The sequence below is a fragment of the Rhodopseudomonas infernalis genome (genome assembly GCF_022271405.1).
GTDB classification, from domain to species: Bacteria; Pseudomonadota; Alphaproteobacteria; order Rhizobiales; family Xanthobacteraceae; genus Rhodopseudomonas; species Rhodopseudomonas infernalis.
This window is the reverse complement of sequence record NZ_JAJNAL010000004.1, coordinates 76899-88442: the sequence shown is the minus strand read 5'-3', so window position 1 is coordinate 88442 and position 11544 is coordinate 76899. Positions and strand designations below refer to the sequence as shown.

The window sequence follows — 11544 nt, the reverse complement described above, 5'->3', positions numbered from 1 at the left end:
TTGCGCGCCGGCGGTCATACGTGCGCGGGTGTCCCGCGATGCGTCAGACGAAAGCCGTCGCGGATGTTGAGGCCGAGCAACGCGAGGTTGATTGCACCTGCGGTCAGCTCGAGCGCCTGCACCAGGACGAAGGTCTGATCGAACTGGCCGGCGGCCGCGCGTTGATGCAGAAAGACCGCGCACGGCACCAGCACGACGATGCCGTTGATTGCGATGATCGGCATCCGTTTGCGCTTGCGCACGATGTTGGGATTGGGCGACTTGCCGCCGAGGTTGAAGCCGGTGGCGCCGGCGAGCGCGATCGACGGCACGAGCAGCAGCAGCCCTTGCAGGATCGCCAGCTTGACTGCAGCGATCGTGGCAGGGTCGCCCTGGACCTCCGATGCGATCGTCGTCAGCCAAAAGCCGAGGATGGTGAAGAAGGCGATGAATCCCGCGACCGGGTGAATCTTCTTGATCATTGCTGGCTTCCTTGTTGCGAGTGATCTTCCAGCCGAGCGCGCAGGGCGGCGAGGTTGTCGGCGGTCTTGCGAAGGTCGCGTGCCGTGAGTTCGCCTGCCAGCGCGTCGGCCAGCGGCTGCCACAGTTCGGTTGCGCGGGCGAAGGCACGCTGGCCCCGCGGCGTCATCACCACCAGCTTGGCGCGCTTGTGCGCCGGGTTGGGTTCGAAGTCGACCAGACCGGCCTCGGCGAGTTCGTCAACGATGCGCTGAACCGACTGTCGGGCGAGACCCATATTGTCCGCCAGCCTCGCGACGGAGAATGTCCCGCCGCCATGTGCGATCGATCCCAGCACCTGCCAGCGCGCGCTGGTGAGGCCCAGCGGTTTGATCAGTGCGTCGCCGGTGCGGATCAACGCACCATTGAGTCGGAAGACCTCCAGCACCAGCGCGTTGGTCGGGTGATCGAACGGTGAGGCAATATCGTTTGACATGACAGCATTCTGTCAAATCGACAGCATGTTGTCAATGGCGTCGGAATGCCGGAACTGGCAGAGGCGCCGCAGCAGGCGAGAGCCGGGCCAAACGCCGGGACTGTGTTCGCCTGCTCGGTTTGCGTACTTAGCGCACAGCGCCGCCCGCCGGATCGGCGTCCCCTGGCCCGGCGTTTATCGAGGGCGCGCGAATCGCTCTTGTCGGTCTCGGGGGATCGGGTAAAACGCTGCTAATAAACGACACTTGGAGTTCCGTTGGAACCGCCGGATTACACCTTCGATCGCGACAGGCTCGCGGCCCTGTCACGGTTCGCGGTTCTCGACACGCCGCCCGAGCAGGGCTTCGACGACATCGTCGAACTGACGACGCTGATCTGCGAGACGCCGGTGGCGCTCGTCAGCCTGGTGACGGACGATCGGCAATGGTTCAAGGCGCGGATGGGATTCGAGCAGTGTGAGACCGATCTCAGCCGGTCGGTGTGCGCGCACGCCCTGATCGAGCCGGACCTGCTTGTGGTGCCGGATCTCACGCTCGATGACCGCACAAAACTCAATCCGCTCGTCACCGGCGAGCCGTTCATCCGGTTCTATGCCGGCGCGCCGCTGCGCACCGCCGATGGCGATGTGCTCGGCAGCCTGTGCGCGATCGACACCCGGCCGCGGCCGGAAGGACTGTCGTCTGCGCAGGCGAGCGCGCTGCGCGTTCTCGGCCGGCAGGTGGTGGCGCAACTCGAATTGCGCCGCGCCGTGGCGCAACGTGACGGTCTGCTGATCGAACAGAAGGAGGCGGAGATCCGCCGCAACGGCCTGCTGGAGATCGGCGACCGGCTGCGCGACGCCGCCAGTATCGGCGACATCACCCGCGCGGCGACGGCGGTGATCGGCCAGACCCTCGGGGTCGGCCGTGCTGCATTCGGCCGGTTCGACGAGACCGCCGACTTCGTCGACATCGAGCCGGACTGGACCGCCGAGGGGGTCCAGTCCGTCGCCGGGCGGCACCGCGTCGCCGAATATGGCGAACGTCTGCTGGATGGCGTGCTGCGCGGCGAAATGCTGGTGATCACCGACGTGACGACCGATCCGGCGACGGCGAGCTGCCCCGAGCCGCTGCTGCGGCTGAACATCCGCTCGCTGGTCAACGTGCCGGTGATCGATCACGGTCGCACCGTGGCGATGCTGATCGTCCATGCCTGCGAGCCGCGTAGCTGGGCGTCGGAAACGCTGACCTATCTGCGCAACATCGCCGACCGCATCGAGATGGGCGTGGCGCGGCTGCGCGCCGAAGCGCAACAGCGCCTGCTCAATCACGAGCTCAGCCACCGCATGAAAAACACCATGGCGCTGGTGCAGGCGGTGGCGTCGCAAACCTTGAAGAACGTCCCCGATCAAACCCCGGTCCGGGCGTTTTCAGCGCGCTTGATGGCGCTCAGCATGGCGCACGACGTGCTGCTGCAACAAGACTGGCGGCCCGCGCAGGTCGCCACCATCGTCGAGGCGGCGACCTGCAGCTTCGACGATGCCGGCCGGTTCGACATTGTGGGCGAGTGGGTGACGCTGGGCTCGCGCGCGACCTTGTCACTATCGCTGCTGCTGCACGAACTCACCACCAACGCAGTCAAATACGGCGCGCTGTCCAACGACACCGGTCGGGTCGAGATCGCCTGGGCGATCGAGCCGGATGGCGACGGCGAGATGTTTCGCCTGCGATGGCGCGAGACCGGTGGCCCCGATGTCGCGCCGCCGACCCGCCAGGGCTTCGGATCGCGGCTGCTGAAGATGGGGCTGGCGGGCACCGGTGGCGCGCGCCTGACCTATCATCGCTCCGGCGTCGAGGCCGACTTCGTCGCCGGCCTTGCCGAACTACAGAGCTGAAGCGTCATCACGCCGCCGGTTTCTGCGCCGCGTCGCCGTTGGCGAGGAGGTGGACCAGCGCGCGTTTGATCGCGGCCTGCCGGGTCGGCGCGGTGATCTGGGCGCCGAGCAGGTCGGTGACGTAGAACACGTCGCGGGCGCGCTCGCCGAAGGTGGCGACGTGCGCCGAGGCGATGTTGAGGTTGAGCTTCGAGATCGCGGTGGTCAGCTGATACAGCAGGCCGGGGCGGTCGAGCCCGGAGACTTCGATCACCGTGTAGCGGTCCGACCAGTTGTTGTTGATCGACACTTCCGGCTCGACCACGAAGGCGCGCAGCTTGGTCTTGCCGCTGGTGGCGCGGCGCGCCACGGCCTCCGGCAGCCGAAGCTTGCCTTCGAGGACTTCCTCGATCATCTCGCCGATCCGCGTGGCTCTGCGGCCCTCGTCCTCGTCGCGGTCGTATTCGCGGCTGATCGAGATGGTGTCGAGCGCGCGGCCGTCGGTGGTGGTGTAGATCTGAGCGTCGACGATGTTGGCACCGGCCGACGCGCAGGCGCCGGCGATCACCGACAGCAGCCAGGGATGGTCGACCGCCAGGATGGTCAGTTCGGTGACGCCGCGGGCCTCGTCGAAGCCGACATTGATCGCCAGCTTGTGGCCGGCCTGTTCGGAGGCGCGCAGGAAGCGGGCGTGGCGGATCTTGCGCGGCAGCTCGACCTTGAGCCAGTAGGCCGGATAGTGCCGCGCCACATAGGCGTTGAGCTCGTCCTCGGGCCATTCGGTGAAGGCGGCGCGGAATTCCGCCTGCGCGCTGCGGATGCGCTCGGCGCGGTTGACTTCGGAGAAGCCGCCGGTCAGCACCGGCTCGGTCTCGTAGTACAGGGTGCGGATCAGCTGCGCCTTCCAGCCGTTCCAGACGCCGGGGCCGACGCCGCGAATGTCCGCAGTGGTGAGGATGGTGAGCAGCTTCATCTGCTCGACCGACTCCACCACGGCGGCGAAATTCTCGATCGTCTTGCGGTCCGACAGATCGCGCGACTGCGCCACGGTCGACATCACCAGATGCTTGTCGATCAGCCAGGCGATCAGTTCGGTGTCGGCCGCATTGAAGCCGAGCCGCGGGCACAGCCGCCGTGCGATCCGCGCGCCGGCGACGGAGTGATCCTCCGGCTGGCCCTTGGCGATGTCGTGCAGCAGCACCGCGACGTACAGCACCGCGCGATGGTCGGGGCGGATCTTGCGGATCAGGTCGGACGACAGCACGAACTCGTCATTGCCGCCGCGCTCGATCTCCTGCAGGTTGCCGACGCAGCGCAGCAGATGCTCGTCGACCGTGTAGCTGTGATACATGTTGAACTGCATCATCGAGACGATGCGGCCGAAGGCGCGGATGAAACGGCCGAGCACGCCGGTCTCGTTCATTCGCCGCAGCACCGACTCGGAATTGTCCGACGTCAGGATCTCGACCAGCAGCTTGTTGGCTTCCGGATTGTCGCGCAGCTGGGCATTGATCAGCGCCAGCGACCGCGTCACCGTGCGCATCGCGTCCGGATGAAACGCGAGGTTGTTCTTCTGCGCCAACCGGAAGATCCGGATCAGGTTGACCGGATCGTGCTTGAACACGTCCGGCGTCGCGCAATTGATGCGGTTGTTGTCGATGACGAAGTCGTCCGATTCCGGCACGCGCCGGCTCGTGGTGCCGGGGCGGAGCCGGGCCATCATCCGGGTCAGTGCCGGTGCCGGCTTGGCCTGCTGATCTTCCAGCTTGGCGCACAGGATGGCGGTGAGGTTGCCGACTTCCTTGGCGATCAGGAAGTAGTGCTTCATGAAGCGCTCGACGTCCTGCATCCCCGGATGCGACGTGTAGCCGAGCCGCACGCCGATCTCGCGCTGCAGATCGAACGACAGCCGCTCCTCGGGTCGCCGCGTCAGGAAATGCAGATTGCAGCGCACCGACCACAGGAAATCCTCGCAGCGGCGGAAGGTGCGGAACTCGACCTGATCGAACACGCCGCGCGCCAGCAGCTCGCTGGTCTCTCGGACGCGGTAGACATATTTGGCGATCCAGAACAGCGTGTGCAGGTCGCGTAACGCGCCCTTGCCGTCCTTGACGTTGGGCTCGACCAGATAGCGCGACTGGCCGGAGCGGCGATGACGCTCCTCGCGCTCGGCGAGCTTGGCGGTGACGAATTCGGCAGCCGTGCCTTCGACGACTTCCTTGTCGAAGCGCTCGACCAGCTCGCTGTACAGAGCCTTGTCGCCGGCGAGGAAGCGGGTCTCGAGGATCGCGGTGCGGATCGTCATGTCGGCGCGCGCCTGACGGATGCACTCGTCCACCGAGCGCGTCGCGTGGCCGACCTTCAGACCGATGTCCCACAGCGAATACAGCACCACTTCGGCGACCTGTTCGCCCCACGCGGTCTGCTTGTAGGGCAGGATGAACAACAGATCGATGTCGGACTCCGGCGCCATCAGGCCGCGACCGTAGCCGCCGGTCGCCACCACCGACATCCGCTCCGAGCTCGACGGCGTCGGCGAGTTGTACAAATACCGCGTCGCCGCGATGAACAGCAGGCGGATGATCTCGTCCTGGACGAAGCAGAGGTGTTCGGCACAGCGCCGGCCGTGGCGGTCGCGCAGCAACTGGGCCTCGGCCGCGGCGCGCGCCTTGCCGAGTTCAGCCTTCATCAGTTGCGCCAGCGCGGTGCGGAACGCCTGGCCGTTGCCGATATGCTGCTCGGCCAGCGCGGCGATCTCGCCGGTGATCCGCGGGGTGTCGAACCGTTCGTCGGCGGCGGGCCGGGGAGTTGTCGCAGCTTTGTCCATGAGGACTCCGGATATCGGACGAGAGCTTCGCTGTCACGGAACAAGTTGGCGAGGCAGCAAGTCCATGCTGAATTTTACCGCTTACGGGCAAAGACGTTCCCGCGGCGGGGCCGAAGCAAGAAACTCTTTCTCATTGATTCTGCGAAGTAACTAACTGAAAAGATATACGTTTTGCGAGCATCAACAAGCGGCGAACAATCCGCCGCGGATGCACATTATTTCGACCGAAGGGGGGAAGCCGAATGTCGACCATCTCACGGCGAGCCATGACCGCGCTCATTGCCGCCGCGCTGCTGCCGGGCGTGATGTCGGGCACCGGCCTCGCGGCCGACAAGCCAAAGGAAATTCGGATCGACTGGGCGACCTACAATCCGGTCTCGATCGTGCTCAAGCAGCAGGGCTTGCTCGAGAAGGAATTCGCCAAGGACGGCATCAACGTCGTCTGGGTGCAGTCGGCCGGCTCCAACAAGGCGCTCGAATTCCTCAATGCCGGCTCGATCGATTTCGGCTCGACCGCCGGCTCCGCGGCGCTGGTGGCGAAGATCAACGGCAATCCGATCAAGTCGATCTACGTCTATTCGCGGCCGGAATGGACCGCGCTGGTCACCGGCAAGGATTCCAAGATCGCGACGGTGGCCGACCTCAAGGGCAAGCGCGTCGCGGTGACGCGCGGCACCGATCCGCACATCTTCCTGGTCCGCGCGCTGCTCGATGCCGGCCTGAAGCAGAGCGACATCACGCCGGTTCTGCTGCAGCACGCCGACGGCAAGACCGCATTGATCCGCGGCGACGTCGACGCCTGGGCCGGGCTCGACCCGATGATGGCGCAGGCCGAAGTCGAAGAAGGCGCCAGACTGTTCTACCGCAAGCCCGAGGCCAACACCTGGGGCATCCTCAATGTCCGCGAGCAGTTTCTGAAGGATCACCCCGATCTCGTGCGCCGCGTGCTGGCGGTCTATGAGGACGCCCGCAAGTACTCGGTGGCGAACTATGACGAGGTGAAGAAGGCCTTCATCGGCGTCACCAAGCTGCCCGAAGCGGTGGTCGACAAGCAGCTCAAGGAGCGCACCGAGCTCACCCACAGCCGCATCGGCGCGCCGCAGCGCGACTCGATCCTGGCCGCAGGCCTCGCCTTGCAGCAGGCCGGCGTCATCGCCGGGACGGTCGACGTCAAGGCGACGCTGGACCAACTGATCGACGACCAGGTGCCGCTGCCGACGAACTAAGGCGGTGCCGCCGTTAGGCAGCGGTGGTTCGGACCAACCCCGAGCATGGAGCCACCCTCCCCTTGAGGGGGAGGGTCGCTCGCTTAGCGAGCGGGGTGGGGTGAGCCGCGGGCACAGCGGATGAACTCTTCGCCACCCCACCCCGTCACGCACCCCGCTCGCGCGGGGCTGCGTGCCGACCCTCCCCCTCCAGGGGAGGGCGGTCCTACCTTGCAATCCCGATCGAGAACCGCTTCTCACTATGGCCATAACTCTCGAATCCCAAGCGCCGGAGCGCTCTGACGCGGTCGGCCCGGCCGCCGCGGCGCCCCGCCGCGCGCCGCGCTGGCGTGGGCCGGTGCTCGGTCTGCTGCTGCCGCTGACGGTCGCGCTCGGCTGGGAGCTGGCCGTGCATCTCGGCTGGTCGAACGGACGGCTGGTGCCGCCGCCGTCCAAAGTCATCGCGACCATCGGCGAGCTGGCCAATAGCGGCGACCTCACGCGGCACATCGTCGCCACCGTCAGCCGCGTCGCCGCCGGATTTGGCCTCGGCGTGCTGGCCGGCACGCTGCTCGGCGCGGTCTCGGGCTATTGGGGGCTGGCGCGGCAGCTGCTCGATCCGACCGTGCAGGCACTGCGGGCGATTCCGTCGATCGCCTGGGTGCCGCTGTTCATCCTGTGGCTCGGCATTTTCGAAACCTCGAAGGTCGCGCTGATCGCCGTCGGGGTGTTCTTCCCGGTGTATCTCGGCGTGATGGGCGCGATCCGGTCGGTGGATCGCAAGATCGTCGAGGTCGGGCGGACGTTCCGGCTGTCCGGGCATGCGATGATCCGGCGCATTCTGCTGCCGGCGGTGCTGCCGGCCTATGTCGTGGCGCTGCGCGTCGGGCTCGGGCTCGGATGGATGTTCGTGGTCGCGGCCGAGTTCATGGGCGCGTCTGAAGGGCTCGGCTTCCTGCTGATCGACGGCCAGCAGCTCGGCAAGCCGGCCCAGATCGTGGCGGCGATCGTGATCTTCGCGCTGCTCGGCAAGACCACCGACTGGCTGATCGAGATCGCCACCGCCCCGCTGCTGCGCTGGCAGGATTCGTTCGGGCCGCGCGAGGGAGACGCCTGATGCTGGTGCTGGACGGCGTCGACAAGACCTATCCGAACGGCGTCCACGCGCTGGCGCAGTTCTCCGCGCAGATCCAGCTCGGCGAGATCATCGCGATCATCGGCGGCTCCGGCTGCGGCAAGTCCACGCTGCTGCGCGCGATCGCCGGGCTCGACCGTGCCAGCGCCGGCAGCATCACGCTCGACGGCGAGGCGATCACCGCGCCGCATCCGAAGATCGGCATCATCTTCCAGGAGCCGCGGCTGCTGCCCTGGCTCAGCGTCGCCGACAATATCGGCTTCGGGCTCGACGGCGTGCCGCGGCCGCAGCGGGCCGAGCGCGTCGCAGCGGCGCTGGCGCGGGTCGGGCTCGCCGACAAGGCCAAAGCCTGGCCGCGCGAACTCTCTGGCGGACAGGCGCAGCGCGTCGCGATCGCGCGGGCGCTGGTACCGCAGCCCGAAGTGCTGCTGCTCGACGAGCCGTTCTCGGCGCTCGACGCCTTCACCCGCCGCGATCTGCAGGATCATCTGCTCGACCTCTGGGCCGATACCAGGCCGACGCTGATCCTGGTGACGCATGACGTCGAGGAGGCGGTGGTGCTGGCCGACCGGGTGCTGGTGATGCAGCCGCGGCCGGGGCGATTATTCGAGGAAATCGCCGTCGATCTCACCCGGCCGCGCGACCGCAACGCGGTGCAGTTCGAAACGTTGCGGCACCGCATCTACACCGCGCTCGACCGCTCGCTCGATCGCGGCCCGCCGGACCGCGCCGCGAAAGTGAACGTCGGCGACGCGATGTGGTGGTGACAGCGCCGCCGCTCTGTTCCTAAATACCAGCCAGACACAACAGGGAGAAACACCATGGATGCCGCCACGCTGCGCGCCACTCAGGCGCCGTACAAGGAGCGCTACAAGACCGATCCGGCCGCCGCGCTGATCACGCTGAAGGCCAAGGGCTCGGTCGATCAGGACGGCATCTCCTGCAAGGTCGAGACCGGCCGGGCGCTGGCGAGCGCCGGCCTGCATCCGGCGACCGGCGGCTCCGGGCTCGAACTGTGCTCGGGCGACATGCTGCTCGAGGCACTGGTGGCCTGCGCCGGCGTCACGCTGAAATCGGTCGCGACCGCGATCGAGGTGCCGCTGACGCGCGGTGACGTGGTGGCCGAGGGCGATCTCGACTTCCGCGGCACGCTCGGCATCGACAAGGAAACTCCGGTCGGCTTCCGCGAAATCCGCCTGCGCTTCGAGGTCGGCACCGACGCGCCGCAGGACAAGCTCGACCTGCTGTTGAAGCTGACCGAGCGCTATTGCGTGGTGTACCAGACCATCAAGAACGGCCCGAAGGTCTCGGTCGCGCTCGAGCGGGTGTGAGCGCAACTCGCTTTCAGGCACGTGACCATCCCACGTCGTCCCCGCGCAGGCGGGGACCCATACGCCGCAGTCTCTCGATGAGAGCAGTGCGGTAGAGGCCTTGCGTAAATCGGCAAGCCAGGGGTTATGGGTCCCGCCTGCGCGGGGACGACGTGGGGGTGATGCAGGGACCGCGATCCGATTTTTTCTTCTCAATGCCATGCGCTTGTGAGACAGGGGTGGGGCTCCGCGCCGCGGGGCTTCACTGAACCTGCCGAAAGCGCTCCGATGTCCAGCTCCGTTTCTCCGCTCGCGCCCACCAACGTCCCCACGCTGCCGGAGCTTGCCGGCGTTCGCCTCGGCACCGCCGCGGCCGGCATCCGCTACAAGGGCCGCACCGACGTGCTGCTGGTCGCGCTCGATCCGGGCACCGCGGTGGCGGGCGTGTTCACCAAGTCGAAGTGTCCGTCGGCCCCGGTCGAGTGGTGCCGCGACAAGCTGAAGGGCGGCACCGCGCGCGTGCTGGTGGTGAATTCCGGCAACGCCAATGCCTTCACCGGCAAGAACGGCCGGCAATCGACCGCGCTGACCGCCTCGATCGCCGCCAAGGCGATCGGCTGTAAAACCGACGAGGTGTTCCTCGCCTCGACCGGCGTGATCGGTGAACCGCTCGACGCCACCAAGTTCGACGGCGTGCTCGGCAAGCTCGCCGAGACCGCCGAACCGGGCCAGTGGATGGACGCCGCCAAGGCGATCATGACCACTGATACTTTCCCCAAGGTGGCGACCAAGACGGTGAAGATCGGCACCACCAAGGTCACCATCAACGGCATGGCCAAGGGCGCCGGCATGATCGCGCCCGACATGGCGACGATGCTGTCCTTTGTGTTCACCGACGCGCCGCTGTCGGCCTCCTGCCTGCAGGCGCTGCTGAAAGCCGGCGTCGCCGACACCTTCAATGCCGTGACCATCGACGGCGACACCTCGACCTCGGATACGCTGTTGGCGTTCGCCACCGGTGCTGCCGCCAAGGCCGGCGCGCCGAAGATTTCCCGCGCCTCCGATCCGCGGCTGAAGGCGTTCGTGAAAGCGTTTAATGCGGTGCTGGCCGATCTCGCCGAGCAGGTCGCGCGTGACGGCGAAGGCGCCCGCAAGCTGGTCGAGATCATCGTCGAAGGTGCGAAGACGCCGGCCTCGGCACGCAAGATCGCGATGTCGATCGCCAACTCGCCGCTGGTGAAAACCGCGATCGCCGGCGAGGACGCCAATTGGGGCCGCGTGGTGATGGCGGTCGGCAAGGCCGGCGAGCCGGCCGATCGCGACAAACTGTCGATCTCCTTCAACGGCATCCGCGTCGCCAAGGCCGGCGCGCGCGATCCGTCCTACGACGAGAAGGAAGTCTCGGCCGCGATGAAGAAGCCGGAGATCCAGATCAAGGTCGCGCTCGGCCTCGGCAAAGGCCGCGACCGCGTGCTGACGTGCGACCTGACCAAGGAATACGTCGCGATCAACGGCGACTATCGGTCGTGAATTTGGTCGTGCAGAGCACAGCGCCTCGCCACCGTCTGCCGTCATCGCCCGCGCAGGCGGGCGACCCAGTACGCCGTGCCGACAGTTACTTAACCGCAGCGCTCTTGGATACTGGTTGCCCCGCTTTCGCGGGGCATGACGGCGTTGGTGGGGCGGGCGCAGTGCGCCACAACAAGCGTATTGCGGGCGACGATGTGGCCATACTGCGGAGGGCCGCATGAACCTCCTCCTCGTCGTCGCCGTCGCGCTGATCGATGCGGACAATCGCGTGCTGATCGCGCAGCGGCCGAAGCACAAGCAGCTCGGCGGGCTGTGGGAGTTTCCCGGCGGCAAGCTCGATCCCGGCGAGCGGCCGGAAGCGGCGCTGATCCGCGAGCTCGACGAAGAGCTCGGCATCACGGTGAAAGAAGCTTGCCTGGCGCCGCTGACCTTCGCCAGCCACGCCTATGAGACCTTCCATCTGCTGATGCCGCTGTATGTATGCCGGCGCTGGGAAGGACAAGTGATGCCGCGCGAGGGCCAGGAGCTGGCCTGGGTCCGCGCCAACAAACTCCGCGACTACCCGATGCCGCCCGCCGACATCCCGCTGATCCCGCCGCTGATCGAACTTCTGATGTGAAGCGCACGGCGTTGGCAGCACGTATCAGCGTCATGCGCGGGCTTGACCCGCGCATCCATCACTCTTCACAAGAAGATGGATTGCCGGGTCAAGCCCGGCAATGACGACCAGGGGTAGGTGACGTGCGGCTCTG

At 66.8% G+C, this 11544-nt stretch carries 10 protein-coding genes; 7 read left to right on the top strand and 3 right to left on the bottom strand.

What is annotated here, in order from left to right:
• Window positions 1-14: 14 nt before the first annotated feature.
• Window positions 15-461: a hypothetical protein gene (locus LPW26_RS04785; RefSeq protein WP_238733139.1), complete on the bottom strand. Its 447-nt coding sequence runs from the start codon at window positions 459-461 to the stop codon at window positions 15-17.
• Window positions 458-934 (bottom strand): MarR family winged helix-turn-helix transcriptional regulator, encoded by a 477-nt coding sequence (locus LPW26_RS04780; RefSeq protein WP_238733138.1) that lies wholly within the window; start codon window positions 932-934, stop codon window positions 458-460. The genes LPW26_RS04785 and LPW26_RS04780 overlap by 4 nt, the downstream gene beginning before the upstream one ends.
• A 255-nt stretch (window positions 935-1189) precedes the next feature.
• On the opposite strand from LPW26_RS04780, the gene LPW26_RS04775 reads away from it, so the two are divergent.
• A complete protein-coding gene (locus LPW26_RS04775) occupies window positions 1190-2806 on the top strand; it encodes a sensor histidine kinase (RefSeq protein ID WP_238733137.1) in 1617 nt (538 codons plus the stop codon).
• 7 nt (window positions 2807-2813) lie between these two features.
• Here LPW26_RS04775 and LPW26_RS04770 read toward each other — a convergent pair whose 3' ends face one another.
• Window positions 2814-5612, bottom strand: coding sequence for a [protein-PII] uridylyltransferase (locus LPW26_RS04770; RefSeq protein WP_238733136.1), 2799 nt, complete (start codon window positions 5610-5612; stop codon window positions 2814-2816).
• A 242-nt stretch (window positions 5613-5854) separates the two neighbouring features.
• Between LPW26_RS04770 and LPW26_RS04765 the strand changes: the two genes are divergently transcribed.
• From LPW26_RS04765 to mutT, 6 genes are all read left to right on the top strand, one after another.
• The gene (locus tag LPW26_RS04765; RefSeq protein WP_238733135.1) at window positions 5855-6838 is read left to right on the top strand and encodes an aliphatic sulfonate ABC transporter substrate-binding protein; all 984 of its coding nucleotides are present in this window, start codon (window positions 5855-5857) and stop codon (window positions 6836-6838) included.
• Window positions 6839-7079: 241 nt separating this feature from the next.
• Window positions 7080-7934 (top strand): ABC transporter permease, encoded by an 855-nt coding sequence (locus LPW26_RS04760; RefSeq protein ID WP_238733134.1) that lies wholly within the window; start codon window positions 7080-7082, stop codon window positions 7932-7934.
• Complete coding sequence (locus tag LPW26_RS04755) at window positions 7934-8719, top strand: ABC transporter ATP-binding protein (protein WP_238733133.1); 786 nt, start codon at window positions 7934-7936, stop codon at window positions 8717-8719. Before LPW26_RS04760 ends, LPW26_RS04755 begins: the two co-directional genes overlap by 1 nt.
• A gap of 54 nt (window positions 8720-8773) precedes the next feature.
• Window positions 8774-9283 carry an OsmC family protein gene (locus LPW26_RS04750; protein ID WP_238733132.1) on the top strand — a complete coding sequence of 170 codons (510 nt, stop codon included), beginning with the start codon at window positions 8774-8776 and terminating at the stop codon, window positions 9281-9283.
• 267 nt (window positions 9284-9550) lie between these two features.
• Entirely contained in the window at window positions 9551-10792 is a 1242-nt protein-coding gene (gene argJ / locus LPW26_RS04745) for a bifunctional glutamate N-acetyltransferase/amino-acid acetyltransferase ArgJ (protein ID WP_238733131.1), read from the top strand.
• A gap of 217 nt (window positions 10793-11009) precedes the next feature.
• Window positions 11010-11411, top strand: coding sequence for an 8-oxo-dGTP diphosphatase MutT (mutT, locus tag LPW26_RS04740; RefSeq protein WP_238733130.1), 402 nt, complete (start codon window positions 11010-11012; stop codon window positions 11409-11411).
• Window positions 11412-11544 lie beyond the last annotated feature (133 nt).

What these genes read in the sequence shown, in the direction of transcription:
- LPW26_RS04785 (WP_238733139.1), bottom strand. Translation starts at nt 461, where the DNA reads ATGATCAAGAAGATTCACCCGGTCGCGGGATTCATCGCCTTCTTCACC.
- LPW26_RS04780 (WP_238733138.1), bottom strand. Translation starts at nt 934, where the DNA reads ATGTCAAACGATATTGCCTCACCGTTCGATCACCCGACCAACGCGCTG.
- LPW26_RS04770 (WP_238733136.1), bottom strand. Translation starts at nt 5,612, where the DNA reads ATGGACAAAGCTGCGACAACTCCCCGGCCCGCCGCCGACGAACGGTTC.
- LPW26_RS04765 (WP_238733135.1), top strand. Translation starts at nt 5,855, where the DNA reads ATGTCGACCATCTCACGGCGAGCCATGACCGCGCTCATTGCCGCCGCG.
- LPW26_RS04760 (WP_238733134.1), top strand. Translation starts at nt 7,080, where the DNA reads ATGGCCATAACTCTCGAATCCCAAGCGCCGGAGCGCTCTGACGCGGTC.
- LPW26_RS04755 (WP_238733133.1), top strand. Translation starts at nt 7,934, where the DNA reads ATGCTGGTGCTGGACGGCGTCGACAAGACCTATCCGAACGGCGTCCAC.
- LPW26_RS04750 (WP_238733132.1), top strand. Translation starts at nt 8,774, where the DNA reads ATGGATGCCGCCACGCTGCGCGCCACTCAGGCGCCGTACAAGGAGCGC.
- argJ (WP_238733131.1), top strand. Translation starts at nt 9,551, where the DNA reads ATGTCCAGCTCCGTTTCTCCGCTCGCGCCCACCAACGTCCCCACGCTG.
- mutT (WP_238733130.1), top strand. Translation starts at nt 11,010, where the DNA reads ATGAACCTCCTCCTCGTCGTCGCCGTCGCGCTGATCGATGCGGACAAT.